General features: G+C 70.5%; 18 protein-coding genes, 1 tRNA gene and 2 pseudogenes. 13 read left to right on the top strand and 8 right to left on the bottom strand.

Translation table 11 applies throughout. The annotated features are described in order from the left end of the window. From ACFPIJ_RS18680 to ACFPIJ_RS18670, 3 genes and pseudogenes are all read left to right on the top strand, one after another. The coding region (locus ACFPIJ_RS18680; RefSeq protein WP_380116404.1) for a hypothetical protein at positions 1–206 on the top strand (206 nt) is incomplete at its 5' end. 169 nt (positions 207–375) lie between these two features. Beyond that, positions 376–1,198, top strand: a pseudogene (locus ACFPIJ_RS18675) (transposase family protein). 265 nt (positions 1,199–1,463) lie between these two features. After that, positions 1,464–2,021: an HD domain-containing protein gene (locus ACFPIJ_RS18670; protein ID WP_380116403.1), complete on the top strand. Its 558-nt coding sequence runs from the start codon at positions 1,464–1,466 to the stop codon at positions 2,019–2,021. Here ACFPIJ_RS18670 and ACFPIJ_RS18665 read toward each other — a convergent pair. From ACFPIJ_RS18665 to ACFPIJ_RS18645, 5 genes and pseudogenes are all read right to left on the bottom strand, one after another. Beyond that, positions 2,018–2,395 (bottom strand): annotated as a pseudogene (locus tag ACFPIJ_RS18665) (NUDIX hydrolase); the annotation flags it as partial. The gene ACFPIJ_RS18670 and the pseudogene ACFPIJ_RS18665 sit on opposite strands and share 4 nt — an antisense overlap. 157 nt (positions 2,396–2,552) lie before the next feature. Then, positions 2,553–3,302: a DUF6928 family protein gene (locus ACFPIJ_RS18660; protein ID WP_380116402.1), complete on the bottom strand. Its 750-nt coding sequence runs from the start codon at positions 3,300–3,302 to the stop codon at positions 2,553–2,555. 113 nt (positions 3,303–3,415) lie between these two features. After that, positions 3,416–3,487: transfer RNA gene (locus ACFPIJ_RS18655), tRNA-Val, on the bottom strand. A 99-nt stretch (positions 3,488–3,586) separates the two neighbouring features. Further along, entirely contained in the window at positions 3,587–3,811 is a 225-nt protein-coding gene (locus ACFPIJ_RS18650) for a DUF6158 family protein (RefSeq protein ID WP_380116401.1), read from the bottom strand. A gap of 32 nt (positions 3,812–3,843) precedes the next feature. Next, complete coding sequence (locus tag ACFPIJ_RS18645) at positions 3,844–4,956, bottom strand: DUF5937 family protein (RefSeq protein WP_380116400.1); 1,113 nt, start codon at positions 4,954–4,956, stop codon at positions 3,844–3,846. Positions 4,957–5,055: 99 nt separating this feature from the next. Here ACFPIJ_RS18645 and ACFPIJ_RS18640 point away from each other — a divergent pair, with 99 nt between their 5' ends. Then, the gene (locus tag ACFPIJ_RS18640; protein ID WP_380116399.1) at positions 5,056–6,357 is read left to right on the top strand and encodes an MFS transporter; all 1,302 of its coding nucleotides are present in this window, start codon (positions 5,056–5,058) and stop codon (positions 6,355–6,357) included. On the opposite strand, the gene ACFPIJ_RS18635 is transcribed toward ACFPIJ_RS18640, so the two are convergent. The 3 genes from ACFPIJ_RS18635 to ACFPIJ_RS18625 form a co-directional block, all read right to left on the bottom strand. Continuing rightward, positions 6,303–7,553: an alanine--tRNA ligase-related protein gene (locus tag ACFPIJ_RS18635; RefSeq protein ID WP_380116398.1), complete on the bottom strand. Its 1,251-nt coding sequence runs from the start codon at positions 7,551–7,553 to the stop codon at positions 6,303–6,305. The genes ACFPIJ_RS18640 and ACFPIJ_RS18635 overlap by 55 nt on opposite strands. 180 nt (positions 7,554–7,733) lie before the next feature. Then, a complete protein-coding gene (locus tag ACFPIJ_RS18630) occupies positions 7,734–8,789 on the bottom strand; it encodes a hypothetical protein (protein WP_380116397.1) in 1,056 nt (351 codons plus the stop codon). Positions 8,790–8,919: 130 nt separating this feature from the next. Then, positions 8,920–9,261 carry a YkvA family protein gene (locus ACFPIJ_RS18625; RefSeq protein WP_380116396.1) on the bottom strand — a complete coding sequence of 114 codons (342 nt, stop codon included), beginning with the start codon at positions 9,259–9,261 and terminating at the stop codon, positions 8,920–8,922. A gap of 30 nt (positions 9,262–9,291) precedes the next feature. Between ACFPIJ_RS18625 and ACFPIJ_RS18620 the strand changes: the two genes are divergently transcribed. From ACFPIJ_RS18620 to ACFPIJ_RS18580, 9 genes are all read left to right on the top strand, one after another. After that, positions 9,292–10,422, top strand: coding sequence for a damage-control phosphatase ARMT1 family protein (locus tag ACFPIJ_RS18620; protein WP_380116395.1), 1,131 nt, complete (start codon positions 9,292–9,294; stop codon positions 10,420–10,422). Positions 10,423–10,689: 267 nt separating this feature from the next. Then, positions 10,690–11,631 (top strand): peroxidase family protein, encoded by a 942-nt coding sequence (locus ACFPIJ_RS18615; RefSeq protein WP_380116394.1) that lies wholly within the window; start codon positions 10,690–10,692, stop codon positions 11,629–11,631. Continuing rightward, on the top strand, positions 11,523–12,077 hold the full coding sequence (locus tag ACFPIJ_RS18610) for a peroxidase family protein (protein ID WP_380116823.1): 555 nt from the start codon (positions 11,523–11,525) through the stop codon (positions 12,075–12,077). The genes ACFPIJ_RS18615 and ACFPIJ_RS18610 overlap by 109 nt, the downstream gene beginning before the upstream one ends. A gap of 40 nt (positions 12,078–12,117) precedes the next feature. Then, complete coding sequence (locus tag ACFPIJ_RS18605) at positions 12,118–12,645, top strand: hypothetical protein (protein WP_380116393.1); 528 nt, start codon at positions 12,118–12,120, stop codon at positions 12,643–12,645. Positions 12,646–12,655: 10 nt separating this feature from the next. Further along, positions 12,656–13,312, top strand: a complete 657-nt coding sequence (locus ACFPIJ_RS18600) for a hypothetical protein (protein WP_380116392.1) — start codon at positions 12,656–12,658, stop codon at positions 13,310–13,312. Positions 13,313–13,417: 105 nt separating this feature from the next. Further along, positions 13,418–14,029 carry a hypothetical protein gene (locus ACFPIJ_RS18595; protein WP_380116391.1) on the top strand — a complete coding sequence of 204 codons (612 nt, stop codon included), beginning with the start codon at positions 13,418–13,420 and terminating at the stop codon, positions 14,027–14,029. 20 nt (positions 14,030–14,049) lie between these two features. Beyond that, complete coding sequence (locus ACFPIJ_RS18590) at positions 14,050–15,006, top strand: hypothetical protein (protein WP_380116390.1); 957 nt, start codon at positions 14,050–14,052, stop codon at positions 15,004–15,006. A 93-nt stretch (positions 15,007–15,099) separates the two neighbouring features. Next, the gene (locus ACFPIJ_RS18585; RefSeq protein ID WP_380116389.1) at positions 15,100–16,557 is read left to right on the top strand and encodes a flavin-containing monooxygenase; all 1,458 of its coding nucleotides are present in this window, start codon (positions 15,100–15,102) and stop codon (positions 16,555–16,557) included. Continuing rightward, positions 16,554–17,351, top strand: a complete 798-nt coding sequence (locus ACFPIJ_RS18580; protein ID WP_380116388.1) for an alpha/beta fold hydrolase — start codon at positions 16,554–16,556, stop codon at positions 17,349–17,351. Before ACFPIJ_RS18585 ends, ACFPIJ_RS18580 begins: the two co-directional genes overlap by 4 nt. Position 17,352: the final 1 nt, after the last annotated feature.

Raw genomic sequence — 17,352 nt, 5'->3', positions numbered from 1 at the left:
CGGGAAAATACGACGGCGGCGCGGGTCCGTACCTGGCGTTACTACCAATGCACGAGCAGATCGAGGCAGAATGTGCCACCTGGCTAATCGCATATCAGTCATATTGCCAGTGGTCGAACATGAGAGCCGATCGCGACGGCAATGACGACAGCAACTGCCCTAACAAACCGTTCTCGACTATGCAAAGGCCCTGCAATGCAAGGTAAACAAGACACAATGAGTCATTCCGCGCAACTGCGTGCTGACTCTGGGTGATCTCCGACGGCGCGGCAGTCGACACGCCGGAACCCGTTGCAGTGCAACGAAAAGACGCAGAACCCCGGTATGAAGGTGGTCCTCTCACAGATCAACTTCATATGGGGCTCTGCGCCGACGATGAGTGTCACATACACCGCGACCCTGCCGGTACGCGACGAGACGGTGGACTTCCTGGCCGGTCTGCTGACAGCTGAACGTGCCCGGCGCGGCACCCGGCAGCGGACCAGGTCGCTGTCCTGCCACGAGCAGGCGGTCCTTGTCCTGCGCTGGTTCTGCGACGGCACCCGGATGAGCCAGCTGGCCGTGGACAACGCGATCAGCGTCTCGACCGGCTACGACTATCTGCACGAAGGTATCGACGTCCTCGCCCCGCGCTCGCCCGGTCTGCACGGCGCGCTCCTGGCCGCCAAGGCCGCCGGCTACGGCCACGTCGCCATCGACGGCACCCCTGATCGAGACGGACCGGTGCCGCACCCCGGGCCCGACTCCCGGCGTGGACCTGTGGTGGTCAGGCAAGCGTGCCCAGCACGGCGGCAACGTCCAGGTCGTCACCGCCCCGGACGGCTGGCCGATCTGGACCTCTGACGTGCGACCCGGCCGGGAACACGACACCACCGCGGTCCGCACCCACGCCGAGATCCTTCCCACCCTCATCACGATCGCCGCTGACCTGCGCACCCTCGGCGACCTCGGCTACGAAGGCGAAGCCGACACCATCACCATCGCCTTCAAGAAGCCCAAAGACGGCCGGCTCACCCTGCACCAACAGCAGCTCAACCATGCCCACAACGCCGTACGCGCCATCGCTGAACGCGGCAACGCCCTGCTCAAAGGCACATTCAAAGCATTCCGCAACGTCAGCCTCTGCCCCTGGCGTATCGGCAGGATCGTCGCCGCCGCCCTCGTCCTGCTCCACACCGACCATGCCCGCACCACATGATGACCATCAGCGATCAACTGGTTGCGCGGAAAGGCTCATTGGCTAGGAACTTGGCGTCGGCCGCGTTGAGGCTCACTCGCATGGTCCTGCCCCTCTGGCGTTTCGTGAGTTGGCGTCAAGCTAGCGTTGACGCTTCTTGGGCCACGGACGAAGCGGCGTGACGAAGTGCAGGTCCGTCCGGTCGGCCGCATAGTCAGCATCGGACGTCTCGACCACACGGCCGGCGACACCACATCTAGAACCTTCGCGAGCGTAGGGTGCGATCGTGGTGTCTCTCGTTGAGCGTGCGCGCGGGATGGCGGCGGCGTGCCTGGCTGAAGATCTGCCGCGTCGCTGGACGCACGTGCAGGCCGTCGGTGCGAAAGCCGAACAGGTGGCGGCATCGTTCGGCGATCCGGACCGAGATGTACTTGCGGCGGCGGCGTGGCTGCATGACGTCGGCTACGCGCCCTCGCTCGCGGCAACGGGATTCCACCCGCTCGACGGTGCACGCTGGCTCCGCTCCGAAGGTTTCGATGACCGGGTAGCAGCGCTGGTCGCTCATCACTCCTGCGCTCTCATCGAGGCGGACGAACGAGGATTGGCCGGCGACCTGCAAGTGGAGTTCAATCGCGAGGATTCTCCAACTGCGGACGCCCTCTGGTACTGCGACATGACGACTGGGCCGGACGGTCAAGACCTTGATGTGGTCGTCCGGCTGGCCGAGATCAGGTCGCGGTACGGCCCCGACCACATCGTCACGCGTTTCATCGCGCGAGCTGGTGACCAGATCACAGCCGCAGTGCGACGAGCCGAAGCGCGATTGGCGACCACTGCCCGCTAGCCGATGTACGGCGTCGTTCGAGTTTCGTAGCCGTGATCGATCCTGAGGCGCATCGACGGGTGGATCGTCAACCCGTCCAGCTCGTCGCGGCTGATCCAGCGAACCTCGCTGCTCTCATCGCTCGGGGTCTCCACGCCACCGACCGGCCGGGCTCGAAAGCAGATCGAGAACTGCTGCCGCACTTCGCCGTCGGTGTACTCGACGACGTGGTTCGGGTTCGTGTAGATGCCGACGACGGTGTCGACCTCGACGTCGATCCCGGTCTCTTCCTTTGTCTCTCGCACGACGGTCTGTGCGATGTATTCCCCGAATTCCTGGGCTCCGCCGGGCAGGGCCCACAGGTCGTTGTCAGTGCGGTGGATGAGCAGGACCCGCCACCAGCTGCGCCCCGTGCTGCTCGGCGGGGCGGTCGCCATGGATCAGATCTTCGCCGACGAGGAGTCCGAGTAACGGTGCATTCGGAGGCGGCGCCGGTAGCCGGCGCCGCCTCCGGCCATGTGATTCGGGGGCCGCCGAAGCGTTCTCTAGACGTTAGGGAGTGATCTCGACCAGCGTGCCGTCAGGTCCGTAGGTGAAGGTGCGCCGCTTCATGTTCTTGAGAAGCTTCCTTGCTTCGGCGTGCTGCGCGTCCCGCTCCGCGTCGCCTGGGTCGTGTGTTCGGTAGCCCTCAAGAAGAATCGAGTCGGCATCCACGTCCGAGGGAGACGGGCGCCCTTCGAGGATGAAACCGAACAGCGCGCGGAGCGCGTCCTCTCCCAGGTCGAGAGGATGGAACGGCAGTGGGTACGGCTCTTGGTTCGGCCACCCAGGGACCGGTGTCATCGGGTGTTCGCCGGCCCAGTACGGCATCTCGAAGGGCAGCGGTGCGCCGATGTCCTCGATGACGCCACCGTCTGGCGAAAGGCTGAGCGAGCGGACGACCTGGCCGTCCTCCCAGACGGCGAATGCCAGCCAGTCCACGACGCTGTGCATCGCATGCAGGATGGTTCGTCGGCCCTGGCCCTCCTTGGCAAGGTGTTCCGGCAGCTCTGACGGCCGGTCGATCATGAAACGTTGGTCGCCGAGCACGTCGATGCCCGGGAAGCTCCCCGCATACGTGAGGCGCTCCGGCGGATAGCAGCCCTCACTGAGGTTGCTACCCTCGACCTTCTCAAGCTCTCCGGAGGGGTACAGCCGCCGCACCAGGGCGTCGGTGCGCTCCCGATCTGGTCGCGTGACGCCTCGCAAGAGGTCTGGGGCCGGACCGTCCGCGAAGGCCAGCAGCCCGGTTTTCGCTCCCACAGCACCCTCCAGATGATCGTGATCTCCGGAGCTTAGTCACGCAATTAGTCACTCAGGAAGCGAAAGAGGCCACCTCCCCGATGGGAAGTGGCCTCTGACCTGCACTTTCACGGTGGGCGATACTGGGATCGAACCAGTGACCTCTTCGGTGTGAACGAAGCGCGCTCCCGCTGCGCCAATCGCCCGCGACGTTTGTGCACTCTACCCGATCCACCCCGCCGGCCGCACGTCGGATCCCGGGGTGTCGGGGTCGGTGCGGGGGGAAGGTGCTGGGGAAGGGGTGGTCAGCGGATGCGGGCGGGGCTGATCTCGCGGTCGGGGAAGCGGCGCAGGTATTCGCGTTCGAGTTCGTCGGTGCGGCGGGAGTGGTTGGTCAGGGCGTCGGCGGCGCCGTGGCGGAAGGTCTCGTGGCGGGTGCTGTGCAGGCTGGACAGGTCGCGCAGGAGGTCCTCGTCGGTGAGGGTGACCGGCGGGACGCCGAGGGCGGGTGATGTGTCGTCGCGGCGCATGCGAATTCGGTACCCCGTGTGGGCGGTGTCATTCACCGCAGCAGCGCCGCGAGCAGGTCCACGCCCAGCGCCGCCGTCGCCGTGATGTCGAGGTGGTGGCGCACGTACCGGCCTCGGCGGGTCGTCTGCAGCAGCCCTGCCTTCTTCAGCACGGCCAGGTGCCGGGATACCTCGGGCGCGGTCAGGTGCCACGCCTCGGCCAGCTCGCCGGTCGTGTGCGGGCCGCGGGCCAGGGTGCGGCACAGCCGCTGCCGCACCGGATGCGCGAACGCGTCGAGGCGCAGCCGCACCAGGTCGATCGGCGCTGGCCGGCCCTGATGCCAGTCCTGGTGCCGTTCCGCCACCGGGTACTGCACGACCGGACGCCACCCCGGCGCGTGGACGGTGAGCAGGTGCGGGCGCCCGTACACCGACGGGATGAACGTGACGCCGTCCCCAGCCGACCCGGAGACCGCGCTCGTTGCGTTGTCCTGCAGCTTGTCGAGCCGGATCCGGTCGCCGCCGGCATCGCTGGTCAGCGTGATCGCCGGCGACACCGCCGCGAGCGCGGCCTGCATGCCGTGGCGGGCGAACAGGTCCGCCTTGTGCCGCGCGTCGGCGGCGAGCTGGTGCTCGACCTGCCGCCACGCGTCGAGGAAGAACGCGTCTGCGCACTCCTCGAGGAGGTCCCGGACCGCGGCCCGCACCGCCGCCGGGTCGGTGATCAGCCGCTCCGCGAACGCCGCCTGCCGCGGTCCCCGCGCCTGCGCCAGCTCCAGCGCGCGATCGAGATCACGGCCGAGGTCACTGCCGGGGGCGCCCGCCGTGAGTCGTGGCGAGCCGCAGCTCATCACGAGCGCCGCCGCTACGTACGTCTCGTCGGGGATCGCGTCGACCGCGTCGAGCTCGGCGGTCAGGGTCGGCCGCGGCCGGCCGGGCACGAGGAAGTCCGCGCGTGAGGACCGCCACAGGAACTCGGCCTCCAGGAGCCGGTCGGCGAGTGCCGGCTTCAACCCGGCGAGGGTCGCCGCCGCCCACGCCTGCACCGCGGGGTGGTGCGTCGGCTCGGCGAGCACATGCAGCATCGACGTGAGCTCAGCCAGCGGCGACGGCGCGAACACGCACCGCTCCGCCGGCATCCCCGTGATGTCGATCGTCAGCGTCACCGCACCATCGTGCCAGCGCGGTGCCCCTCCCCGGCGGCGGTTGACGGGTCCCGTCAATCCGCGTGATCCCACGGCCGCCGGCACCGCACCGTGACCGTCATGCGATTCGGTCCCCGGTATGCGGCCGCCCTCACCGTCGACGCCGTCGGTGCGGGTCTGTTGCGTCCGTTTCTCGTCGTGTACGGCCTGAGCGTCCTCCACCTGAACCCCGCCGCCACCGGTATCGCCCTGTCCGCGGGGTTGCTCGCCGGGCTCCTCGCCGTCCCGCTCGTGGGTCGCTGGATCGACACTGCTCACCGGGACTGGCGAGCGAACCGGCTCCTGCCCGTCGCCGCGACGCTGGTCGTCCGGGTCGCCGGCGTCGGGGTCCTGCTCGCCGCGCACGGTGTCGCCGCGTTCGTCGTCGCGTCGCTGCTGCTCGGCGTCGGCAACCAGGTGTGGCCGCCGGCGCACGCCGCACTGGTTGCGGCCCTCGCCGCGCCCGGGCCGGCCGACGCGCCCCTGGCGGCGGCCCGCTCGCTGCGCAACGCGGGGCTCGGCGCCGGCGCGCTGGTCGCGGCGCTCGCAGTCGCGGGCGGACCCAGTGTGCTGCGCCTCCTGGCCGCCGGCACCGCCGCCGGGTATGCGATCGCGGCGATCCTGGTGCTCACCGTCACTGTGCCGGCGAGCCCCGCGCCCGCAAGCCCTGTACCTGCGGGCAAGGCTTCCGCCCCGCGGTCGCGGGAACGGGTACCGGGCATGGCGGTGCTCGTGTGGGCGAACCTGCCGTTCGCGTTGTGCTTCGCGGTGCTCGAGGTGGCGATCCCGGTCGTGCTGACCGAGCACCTCGGCGCGTCGGCCGCCTGGTCGGCGATCCTGTTCGCCGGCAACACGGTCCTCGTCGTGGCGCTGCAGGTGTACCTGGTCGTCCGGCTCGAGCACCGTTCCCGCCGGGCCGTCCTGGCCGTGTCCGGGGTCGTCCTCGCGGCCTCCTACCTGGGGTTCTGGGCAAGCAGCGGGATGGGCGGCGGGGTGGGCAACGAGGCGGGCAGCGTCGCTGCGATCTGCGTGGTGGCGGTCGCGTACACCGTCGGCGAGATCCTCTACGCGGGCAGCGGCACCGCCCTCGTGACCGCTGCGGCGCCCCCGCACCGCCTCGGCCATGCCCTGGCGCAGTGGCAGCTGTCCACCGGCCTGGCCAACGCCGCCGCCCCCGCGCTGCTCCTCGCCCTGCTCGCCGCCTCGCCCGCGCTGCTGTGGTCGCTCCTGGCCGGCACCACGCTCGCCGCCGCGTTCGCCGTGCACCGGTGGGCGCCGGAGCCCGGCAACAGTGCCAGCCAGGGCAACGCCGGGCTCCGGCAGGTCGCTCAGCGCAGTCCCGTGCTCAGCACCTCCTCGACCAGGTCACGGGGGATGCCGTGAGTGTCGTGCAGGTAGTGGAGGTCGTCGTCGGTGAGCGGGCCGCGCAGCAGAAGCCGTTCGATCAGGGGGCGGCCACGGCGCAGCAGCGCGCCGAAGCGGCGTTCCTCGTACACCAGGACGTCCTGGACGTAGAGGGGATCGATGCTCAGGCCGTGGTGGTCGACCGTGGACGCGATGGGCTCGGTCGGCAGGTCGAGCAGCGTGCGGGACGGGTCCTCGCGCCACAGGTGCGTGAGGATCCGGCGGATGAGACGGCGCAGCACGTAGCCACGGCCGGTGTTGGACGGGTGGACGCCGTCGCCGATGACGACGACGGACGAGCGGAGGTGGTCGTACACCAACCTCTGGGAAGACTGCGGCAAGGACTGCTGCGGGGACTGCTGCGGGGACTGCTGCGACGGTGTCCACAGGGTCGACACGGTCCGGATCCACGGCTCGAAGACGTCGATGTCGAAGACGCAGGAACGGCCCTGCAGGACCATCGCCATCCGTTCCAGTCCCATGCCGGTGTCGACACCGGGCTGTTCGAGCGGGGTCAGGGAGCCGTCGGGATGGCGGCGGTGGCGCATCATCACGTGGTTCCACACCTCGACCCAGCGATCATCCGACGACGGGGTGCCGGAGGGGGTGCCGTCGCCGGTCCAGACGAAGATCTCCGAGTCGGGGCCGCACGGGCCGGTCGGGCCGTTCGACCACCAGTTCTCCTCGCCCAGCACCTCGACCGGCACGCCGAGCCGCTGCCAGGTCTCGAGGGAGCCGGGGTCGCTGTGGTGCACGGTGACGTGCAACCCGGACAGCGGCACGCCGAACCCGTCCCGGAGCAGTTCGAGGCCCCACTGAAGGCTTTGCGGACCGCCGTAGCCACCGACAGACCCGTCACCTAGAGACCAGGTGCCGAGCATCTGGAACATGGTCAGGTGCGTGTCGTCGCCGACCTCGTCGAGGTCCGTGGTGCGCAGGCAGCGTTGCACGCCGGTGAGGCGGCGGCCGAGTGGATGCGGCCGGCCCTCGATGTACGGCGTGAGCGGGTGCATGCCCGCGCTGGTGAACAGCACCGGGTCGCCCTGCGGCGGGATGAGGGTCGCGTCGCCGACGACCTGATGGCCGCGGTCACGGTAGAAGTCGAGGAACGTGTCCGCGATCTGCCGGGTGCTGAGGGTCGTGCCGCTGCTCAGGGTGACGGTGCTGGTGTCCATCGGAGGGGTCCTCTCGAAAAGGACCGGAAACGGGACCTCGCGGCACACAAAAAACGCCGGCGACCGTTTCCGGTCGCCGGCTGAAGCGGGAAGAGATCAGGCAGCGGCGTCCGGCGAGCGGTGAGCTCGCGCGGCCGCGGCGGAGAAGCGCCTGATGTGCATGCGGTGAGTGTACCTGGTTCAGAAACGTGAGCTGTACTCGACGGTGAAGCCGCTGTTGACGGGGACACCGGCGTTGGTGAAGCAGTTGATGCGGATGCCGAGCGCACCGGCGCCGGGCGTCCACGGCAGGTGCAGGCCGCAGTGGTCCGGCGTGGTGCCGAACGCGGTGACCTGGACGTTGCCGGGCGGGGACGCGACGCCGCCGAACGTGGCGGTCCACACGGGCGGGCCGAAGGCGAGCACACCCGCTGGGCCGGCGGAGTTGAAGTTGGTCAGCGGCGGGCCGAGCGGCGGGGTGTTCCACAGGTACGCGAACTTGTAGGGCGGGGCGGCGCCCCCGTACAGCGCGCGCTGGTAGTGCCAGGTGAGCGTGAACCGGGTGTTGGCGGTCGCCCCGGCCGGGTTGAAGCAGTAGACGCGGAAGAACTGGCCGTTGGCGGACGACTGCCAGCTCGCGACCTTGCACCGGGCGCCGACGCCCGGGTTGACGGCGGTGACCTGGACGTCGCCGGCCTGCGGGCCGCCGGTGCCGAGGCCGGGCAGCGAGACGGAGTAGAGGCCGGGGGCGACGTTGGCGACGGTGTTGGCGGCACCGACGGAGTTGTACTGGGTGATCGTGCCGCCGCCCGGGTTGGCGTCCACGTAGCCGAACCGGGTCGCGGCGAACACGCCGGAGCTGCGGGAGAACTGCACGGAGAACCCGGGCAGCGCGTCGAGGAATCCGCCCGGCCGGTAGCAGCTGACCCTGACGATCTCGTCGGGGCCGACGGGACCCCACGAGTCGGCCTGGCACCAGCGGCCCGGCGGGCTGCTGATCGCGTCCTGCACGGCGGTGACGTGCACGACGCCGCCGGCGGCGGCGATACCGGGGAACCTGACGGTCCACCGGCCGGGCACACCGGGGCTGACGGTGGTCGCGACCGGCCACTGCTGCGACACGACGCCGCCGGAGTACAGCGCGAAACCGAACGTGTCGGGCAGCAACGCGGCGGCCGGCCTGGCGGCGCCGAGGGCGCCGGCGAGTACTCCGGCCAGCATGACGGCCACGGTGCCCGTCAGTCGTCTGAACCTCATACAGATGCCTCCATCCTTGGAAGGGGGAGGCAGCGTATCGACCAGCTTGGATGAGCATGGGTCGGATCAAGGACTCCTGGCGGTGTGCCGCACAAAGAGTCGCATGGGGAGAAGCTGGACGGGGTGAAAGCTAGCGGGTCTTCTGCTGCGGGCGGCGCTGCAGCTGCGGCGGCAGCAGCGAGCCACCCTGCTGCTGGCGCTCGCGGGCCTTCGAGGCCAGGCGGGTCAGGTAGATCAGGGCCGCGCCCAGGACGCCGACGTCGTCGAGGTAGATCGGGTCGGGCAGCAGATCGACCGGGGACACCGTGTAGATGATCGCGCCCCAGAAAGCGAACTTGCCGCCGGCGCCCATGGCCTGCAGATACTTGCCGGTCTTCCACACGCGGGTGGCGAGGACGATCGCGGCCACCAGCACCCCGACCAGCAGCAGGCCGCCGATCACGATGAGGCCGTAGAACACGATGTCGTCCATGGGCCTGAGTCTACGGGTGATACTCGCTGCATGCCCGACGACGCACCCCCGCCCCATATCCGCAGCGACGACCCGGCGTCGTTCGCGGCGTCCGTCCTGCGGGACCGGCACCCGGCGATCGTTGCCCGGATCCTGGCGGACCTCCCGCTCCCGGCGGCGGCCCGCGACGGGCTTGCAAGGCTCTTGCAGGACCCGACGGTGACCCCGCTGCCGCGCGACGCCCACGACCATGAGGACTGGGACCGCTGGGGTGAGCCGTACTTCGGGCAGTCGATGTTCGACGTGCCGTTCCTGTGGGCGGAGAACTACTTCTACCGGCGGTTGCTGTACGCGACCGGGTACCACGAGCCGGGTCCGTGGCGGGGGATCGACCCGTTCGGGCCGCAGAAGGCCGCGGACCTGCCCGGCGAGGACGAACTGCGCGCCGTGCAGGAGTCGGGGGACGCGCTGCTGCACCTCCCCGAGGGCGAGCAGGCCTCGGCGCTGGTCGCGGCGGCGCTGTGGGGCAACCGGGCCGATCTCGGCTTCCGGCTGGCGCACGGTATTGCTGAGGCGCACGCCGATCTCGTCGCCGACGACACCGGACTGCTTTGGAAGTGTCTTGCCGGCGGCGGCACCGTCTGTGTGGTCGCCGACAACGCCGGCCGGGAACTGCTGCCGGACCTGGTGCTCATCGACTTCCTGCTGCGCGCCGGGCGGGTCAAGCGCGTCGAGCTGCACGTCAAGCCCGCGCCGTACTTCGTCTCCGACGCGTTGACCGCCGACGTGCTCGCCGAGCTGCGGCGCTTCCCGGCGGACAGTGCCATCGGCCGCCGGCTGTGGGCGGCGTTGCGTGCGGGGACCCTGGAGCTGGTCACCGACCCGTTCTACTGCGCGCCGCTGGAGTTCCCGCAGATGCCGGCCGGCCTCGCCGCCCGCTTCGGGGCGGCGACGCTGACCGTGCTCAAGGGGGATCTGAACTACCGGCGGCTGGTCGGGGATCGCAGCTGGGCGCCGGAGACGTCGTTCGCGGAAGTCACCGGATACTTTCCCGGGCCGGTCGCGGCCCTGCGGACGGTGAAGTCGGACGTGGTCGTCGGGTTGGCCGCGGGCGTCGAGGAGCAGCTACCCGCGTCATGGCGCACCAGCGGCGCTTTTGCCATGGTCCAAGTGCGGGTTTGAAACAACGGTGGTGAAGGTCGGTCCGGCCCAGATGCGCTTCGTCGTCATGGTGAGCACTCTGCCGGTCGCGACTTGGCGGCCACTTGCGGTCGGCTTGCGAAAGCCCTCAAGGGTGGCCGGGGTCACGCATCGACCACGCTCTTCACCGGAAATGTCCGACATGAGCTTGCAATCCTTAACCCAGACTTGAGGACCCCTTCATTGACGCTCCCGTGCGGGTAGGCGAAGCATTGCCATCGGCGAGGCGGTCGTACCTGTGGAGGAGTCATGGGTCATCGCATCGGCAAGCTCGTCCGCGTCTTCAACGACACGAACCAGAACATCTTCACCGACCGCCGGGTGAGCCAGTGGGGCTTCGTCTGGGGCCAGTTCGTCGACCACACGATCGGCCTGCGCGAGGAGGCCAGCGCGGAGAAGGCCGACGTCGCCTTCAACCCGGCCGACCCACTCGGCGACATGACGAACAACGGGCCGCACCTGCTGCTGCCGGGCGGCTACCTGCCACGTCGCGACAGCCGCGGCGGCCCCGGCACCGCACCGGCGATGGCGGTCGACGGGATGCTGTTCGGCCGGCCCGGGCACGCCGCCGTCGCCGGTGACCAGCGGGCCAACGAGAACATCGCGCTCACCGCCGTGCAGACCCTGTTCGCCCGGGAGCACAACCGGATCGTCGACCTGCTGCCGGCGTCGCTCAGCGCCGAGCAACGCTTCCAGATCGCGCGCCGGGTCGTCATCGCCGAGCAGCAGTACATCACCTACGAGCAGTTCCTGCCGGCGCTCGGCGTCACCCTGCCGAGGTACCGCGGCTACCGGTCCGACGTCGACGCGACGCTGTCGAACGAGCTCGCGGTGCCGCTCAACGTCGCCTACTTCAACCCGGACCTGGTCCCGGCGCTGCAGCTCGGGCCGCTGCTGCAGGGCATCGGCTCCGAGCGGAGTACCGCAACGACGAGCAGATCGACAACCAGCTGCGCAGCGTCCTGTTCCAGGTCCCGGTCGCGGGCAACCCGCAGTGCCTCGACGGGCCGACCCTCCCGCAGTGCTTCCGCGGGGTTGTGGACCTCGGCGCGATCGACGTGGAACGCGGCCGCGACCACGGCATCCCGGGCTACAACCAGCTGCGCCGCGCGTACGGGCTGCCGGCCCGCCGCACGTTCCGCGCCGTCACCGGCGAGGCGTCGGAGAGCTGGCCGAGCGACCCGGACCTGACCGCCGGCAAGGAGATCGACGACCCGTCGGCACTGGACTTCGTCGCCCTGTTCGACGCCGGCGGCAAGCGGGTAGACCCGTCCTCGGAGGCGGCGGAGGCGTCGGTCACCCGAGGGGTACGACGCACGCCACTGGCCGCCCGGCTCAAAGCGGTCTACGGTTCCGTCGACCGGGTCGACGCGTTCGTGGGGATGGTCGCCGAGCCGCACGTTCGTGGCACCGAGTTCGGCGAGCTGCAGCTGGCGATCTGGTCCCGCCAGTTCGAGGCGTTGCGCGACGGTGACCGGTTCTTCTACCGCAACGACCCGGGCCTGGAGATGATCAGGAGGGTGTACGGGGTGGATTTCCGCCGCGACCTGGGTGATGTCATCGCCCTGAACACCGACATCCCACGGTCCGAGCTTGCCCCGGACGTGTTCCGGGTGCGGCCTGACTTCATGGTCTGACTTGACGGTTTTGTTCCGTAGACCTGGGTAGGACCGCGCAATGCAACCTGAAGCCGACGAGTCGGTGCCGGAGCTGGCGACGCAGCCTGACGACGAGCCGCCGGCGCCCGCGCCACCGCAGTCCGCACAGACCGAGCCCGCCCAGGTCAGTCCCGCGCCGGTGAACCCAGCGCAGGCCAGTTCAGCGCAGGCTGGCTCAGCACAGTCCGGTGCAGCACAGGCCGGTTCAGCACAGGCCGGCTCAGCACAGCTCAGCGGGATGTCGTACCGCGCGAAAACCGGCGGCACGTCCGCCGCAGCGCTCGCGTCGATGTGGAACGAGTCCGACCGGCAGCGCATCCGCGGCCGGTGGCTGGAGCTGCAGTCGAAGTTCCTCGACGACCCGCACCTGGTCGCCGGGGAGGCCGAACGGCTCGTCCAGGAGGCGGTCACGTCCCTCACCGCCTCCCTCGACGCCCGGCGGACCCAGCTGCACCAGCAGCGGGCCGGCCGCGGTCTCGACACCGAGAACCTGCGCGCCTCGCTGCGCGACTACCGCGAGTTCCTCGACCGCATTCTCGGCCTCTGAAGGGGTTCACATGAACTCGACGACGATCACGATCGGCCTGGTCGTGCTGGCCCTGGCGGTCGGTGGCTGGATCCTGCTGCGCGGCGGCAAGGAGGAGGACGAGGAGGAGACGGCCACCACGTCGGGTCCGCCCGCGCCCCGCCCGCCGGCTGCCGGTATGGCCGCGGCGAACGGGATGGCCTCTCCGAACGGCATGGCGGCACAGGGCGGCATGGTTTCCCCCAACGGCATGGTCGCTCCCAACGGGATGGCGGCACCCAGCGGCATGGCCGCGCCCGGCTACGGCGCGCAGGTTCCCAACGCCGCGTACGGCGCCGCGTACGGGGCGGCCGCCTCCCCGGCGGTTCCCGCGCCCATGTCGTCGGTCCCGGCGACCGGGTCGTCCTACTTCACGCAGGCGACGTCGCCGTTGACGTCGGAGGGTCACGCGTACGAGGTGCGCGCCCGCTGGCAGGAGCTGCAGCTGCGGTTCGTCGACGACCCGCAGACCGCGGCCGGTGAGGCCGAACGGCTCGTCGACGACGCCCTGGCGGGGGTGACCGCATCGCTGAACGCCCGCAAGGACCAGCTCAGCTCCTGGCGGGCCAGTGGCCGCGACGACACCGAGCAGCTGCGGGCGGCGGTGCACGGGTACCGCGACTTCCTGACCCACCTGGTGGGCCCGTGAACCTGGTCGGGCCGTGAGCTCAGCCCGTGAGTGAACCGCCCGGAATGACCGTTCTCGTTTGATACCTCGCGTCATGCGGAATACCTCCTGTGAAGGAGGACCGCCATGACAACCACCCAAGTTCTCATCACGATCGTCGTGCTCCTGGTGATCGCGGCGATCGGTTACGGCATCTGGTTCGTCACCCGGCGGCGGGCGCTGCAGCACCGTTTCGGTCCCGAGTACGACCGGGCCGTCGCCGACGGTGACAGCCGCGCCGCCGCCGAACGTGAACTCCGCGAGCGGGAGCGGCGCCACGCCGAGCTCGAGCTCCGCGACCTCACCCCCGAGGCGCGCGCCCGCTACACCACCGCCTGGGAGGAGATCCAGGCCCGGTTCCTGGACGATCCGGCCGGTGCCGTCCGCGACGCCGACGCGCTCGTCACCGAGCTGATCGCCGAGCGCGGATACCCGAGCGGCGAGTACGAGGAGCAGGTCGCGCACCTGTCGGTCGAGCATGCCCGCACCCTCGGCCACTACCGCGACGCGCATGAGATCAGCCTGGTCAGTGACCGTGGCGAGGCCACCACCGAGCAGCTGCGGCAGGCCGTCGTGCACTACCGCACGCTCTTCTCCGACCTGCTCGGCACCGACGCCCAGCCGTCCTCTGATGCTGCCGAAGTGCCGGTGCAGCGTGATTCGCAGGACATCCCCCACGACACCAGCCGCCGGTCGTAGGGCCGGGAAAGGAATCCCTGATGCAGGATCAACGCGGCAATCTCGACGAGGGCCACGTGCCCGCTCCCCGCGATCCGTCCGACGACACGTACCAGCCCGATGATGTGGCCGTGGGTGCGCACGAGACGTACCCGGCCGGCACGTACGCGTCAGGTTCGGCGGCCGCCGACGCCGACCGTGACGACCTGACCGACCGCGACGACGTCGAGGTGGTCGACCACGACCAGGCGCTCGCCGACGAACAGGCCGAAGCCGAGCACGACGAAGCGGCGGAAGCCGGGCACGACGAAGAAGCCGAGGCGGAGCGCGAGGCCGACGAGATCGAGGCGCACGAGGAGAACGAGGCGCGCGGTGACGGCGACTTCGTTCCCGCGGACGTCGACCCGCTGGCCGACGAGCGGGACGAAGCCGAGACCGTGGACGCGGAGGACGCCGAGGATCGCGCCTGGGCGGCGGAGCACGCGACGCAGTTGCGCGCCGGCTCGCTCAACGCCGACACCGACGCCGACACCGACGCCGACCCCGACGTCGACGCCGACAACCGTCGCGACGACACCAGCGAGGCGCTTGAGGGCGGCGAGGCGCTCGACGCCGGCGACGTGGTCGCGGTCCCCGTGGACACCGACACCGACACCAGCGCCGACGCCCACACCGATACCGACGCAGGCTCCGACGCCGGACTGCTGCCCGGCGCGGTCGAAGCGGTGCCGGTCGGGGCGATCTGGGCCGACGGCGCCGCGGACGGGCTGCGGGAGCGGTGGCGGGAGCTGCAACTGCGGTTCATCGACGACCCGCGTTCCGTGGCCGGTGAGGCGGACCAGCTCGTCGCCGAGGCCGTCTCGACCGTCACCGGCGCCCTCGAGTCGCAGCGGGCGCAGCTCAGCGCCTGGCAGGGTGAGGGCGGCGACGACACGGAGCAGCTGCGGGCGGCCGTCCGGCAGTACCGCGATTTCTTCAACCGCCTGCTCGGGCTGTAGACGGGCCGACAAACGGTGGCTTCCCCGCGAAGCTACCCGGCCAGTCTACTCAGTGGTAACCTCCCTGGTACCAGTCGGTACCAGGGAGGTCGCATGCACGTCAGGGTCGCGATCGTCGGTGCGGGGTTCGGCGGGCTGGGTGCCGCGATCCGGCTCAAGCAGCAGGGTCATGACGACTTCGTCATCTTCGAGCGGGCCGCGGAAATCGGCGGCACGTGGCGGGACAACGCATACCCGGGCTGCGCCTGCGACGTCCCTTCGCACGTCTACTCGTTCTCCTTCGCGCTGAACCCGGCGTGGAGCAGCACCTACTCGCCGCAGCCCGAGATCTGGGCGTACCTGCGCGACTGTGCGGACCGGCACGCGCTGCGGCCGAACCTCCGCCTCGACACCGAGGTGCGGCAGGCCTGCTGGGACGCCGCCGCGGGGCACTGGCGGATCGAGACATCACAGCTCGGATCACAGCGCGAATGGACCGCGGACGTGCTGATCAGCGCCGGCGGCCCGCTCAACGAGCCGGTGATCCCGAAGCTGCCAGGCCTGGAGACGTTCCGCGGCGAGACGTTCCACTCCGCCCGCTGGAACCACGACCACGACCTCACCGGCCGCCGCGTCGCGGTCATCGGCACCGGGGCGTCGGCGGTCCAGTTCGTGCCGGCGATCCAGCCGTCGGTCGGGCGGCTCACGCTCTTCCAGCGCACCGCCGCCTGGGTCATGCCGCGCAACGAGCGGCCGCTGCGGCGCTGGGAGCACACGGTGTACCGGCGGATCCCCGGCGCCCAACGGCTGATGCGCACGCTGGTCTACTGGGCGATCGAGGCAGGCGTCATCGGCTTCCTGCGGCCGAGGGTGATGCGGCTGGCGCAACGGGTCGCGCTGCGCAACCTGCGGACCGCGGTCGCCGACCCGGCGCTGCGCGAACGGCTCACCCCCGGCTATGCGATGGGTTGCAAGCGGGTTCTGAAGTCCAACACCTACTACCCGGCCCTCGCGCGGGACAACGTCGACGTGGTGACCGAGCCGATCGCGGCAGTCCGTCCACAAGGGATCGTGACCCGCGACGGCGTCGAGCACGAGGTCGACACCATCATCTTCGGCACCGGGTTCCGCGTCACCGACCTGCCGATCGCCGAACGGGTCCGCGGCCGGGACGGGCGCAGCCTCGCCGAGGTGTGGCAGGGCAGCCCGCAGGCGTACCGCGGCACGACCGTCGCCGGCTTCCCCAACCTGTTCCTCCTACTCGGCCCCAACACCGGCCTCGGCCACAACTCTGTCGTGCTGATGATCGAGGCGCAGATCGAGTACGTCCTCGGCGCGCTGCGGGTCCTGGAGCGCGGGGCGCGCAGCCTCGAACCGCGGGCGGAGGCGCAGCGGGCGTTCACCGCCGCCGTCGACCGGCGCATGGCGGGCACCGTCTGGGCGACCGGTGGCTGCAGCAGCTGGTACATCGACGCGACCGGCCGCAACTCGACCCTCTGGCCAGGGTCCACCTGGCGGTTCCGCCAGCGGATGAAGCGCTTCGACGTCACGGCATACGAGGTGACCGCATGACCCTGCACAGTGCCCCGGAGAGCGCACGTATGCACAGTGTCCGGAAGGGCTCCGGTGCGCCGCTGGTGCTCATCCACGGCATCGGCCACCACTGGCGCGCCTGGGAACCCGTCATCGACCGCCTCGCCGAGCACCACGACGTGATCGCGATCGACCTCCCGGGCTTCGGGCGGTCGCCGGCGCCCGCGGAGAACCGCGGCATGCCGAGCGCCGTCGAGGCCCTCGCGGCGTACTTCGCCGAGGCCGGGCTGGACCGGCCGCACGTCGCCGGCAACAGCCTCGGCGGCGCCATCGCCCTGGAGCTCGCCGCCGCCGGTCACGCCCGCTCGGCCACCGCCCTGTCACCGGCCGGCTTCTGCACCCCCGCCCAGGTGCGCCGGGCGCTGAGCATCCTGCGCGGCCACCGCGTCGGCGCGTTCACCCCGGCGCCGCTGCTGAAGGTCTTCTACCGCACCGGCTTCGGCAAGGCGTTCTCCTTCGGCTGGCTGGTCCGCAACCCCGGCGTCCTCACCGCCGAACGCGCCCTCGCCGACACTCTGGCGCTGCGCGGCGGCAAGGGCTTCGGCGCGGTCGCCCGCCACGGCCGCGGCTACGCCTTCACCGGGCAGCCCGCGGTCCCGGTCACGATCGCGTGGGGCTCCCGCGACCGGATCTTCCTGCCGGTCCAGGCCGGCGTCGCCCGCGACCGCCTCCCCGGCGCCCGGCACGTCACCCTCGACGGCTGCGGCCACGTCCCGATGAGCGACGACCCGGACCTGGTCGCGGGCGTCATCCTGCAGACGACCCGGCGCTAGA

The sequence above is a fragment of the Dactylosporangium cerinum genome, from assembly GCF_042653625.1.
GTDB lineage: Bacteria > Actinomycetota > Actinomycetes > Mycobacteriales > Micromonosporaceae > Dactylosporangium > Dactylosporangium cerinum.
Note: the sequence above shows the minus strand (reverse complement) of the source record. Positions and strands in the feature narration are given on the sequence as shown.

Coding starts and splice junctions, on each gene's coding strand:
- ACFPIJ_RS18650 (WP_380116401.1), bottom strand. CDS start 3,811: ATGCGCCGCGACGACACATCACCCGCCCTCGGCGTCCCGCCGGTCACC.
- ACFPIJ_RS18640 (WP_380116399.1), top strand. CDS start 5,056: ATGCGATTCGGTCCCCGGTATGCGGCCGCCCTCACCGTCGACGCCGTC.
- ACFPIJ_RS18635 (WP_380116398.1), bottom strand. CDS start 7,553: ATGGACACCAGCACCGTCACCCTGAGCAGCGGCACGACCCTCAGCACC.
- ACFPIJ_RS18630 (WP_380116397.1), bottom strand. CDS start 8,789: ATGAGGTTCAGACGACTGACGGGCACCGTGGCCGTCATGCTGGCCGGA.
- ACFPIJ_RS18625 (WP_380116396.1), bottom strand. CDS start 9,261: ATGGACGACATCGTGTTCTACGGCCTCATCGTGATCGGCGGCCTGCTG.
- ACFPIJ_RS18620 (WP_380116395.1), top strand. CDS start 9,292: ATGCCCGACGACGCACCCCCGCCCCATATCCGCAGCGACGACCCGGCG.
- ACFPIJ_RS18615 (WP_380116394.1), top strand. CDS start 10,690: ATGGGTCATCGCATCGGCAAGCTCGTCCGCGTCTTCAACGACACGAAC.
- ACFPIJ_RS18605 (WP_380116393.1), top strand. CDS start 12,118: ATGCAACCTGAAGCCGACGAGTCGGTGCCGGAGCTGGCGACGCAGCCT.
- ACFPIJ_RS18600 (WP_380116392.1), top strand. CDS start 12,656: ATGAACTCGACGACGATCACGATCGGCCTGGTCGTGCTGGCCCTGGCG.
- ACFPIJ_RS18595 (WP_380116391.1), top strand. CDS start 13,418: ATGACAACCACCCAAGTTCTCATCACGATCGTCGTGCTCCTGGTGATC.
- ACFPIJ_RS18590 (WP_380116390.1), top strand. CDS start 14,050: ATGCAGGATCAACGCGGCAATCTCGACGAGGGCCACGTGCCCGCTCCC.
- ACFPIJ_RS18585 (WP_380116389.1), top strand. CDS start 15,100: ATGCACGTCAGGGTCGCGATCGTCGGTGCGGGGTTCGGCGGGCTGGGT.
- ACFPIJ_RS18580 (WP_380116388.1), top strand. CDS start 16,554: ATGACCCTGCACAGTGCCCCGGAGAGCGCACGTATGCACAGTGTCCGG.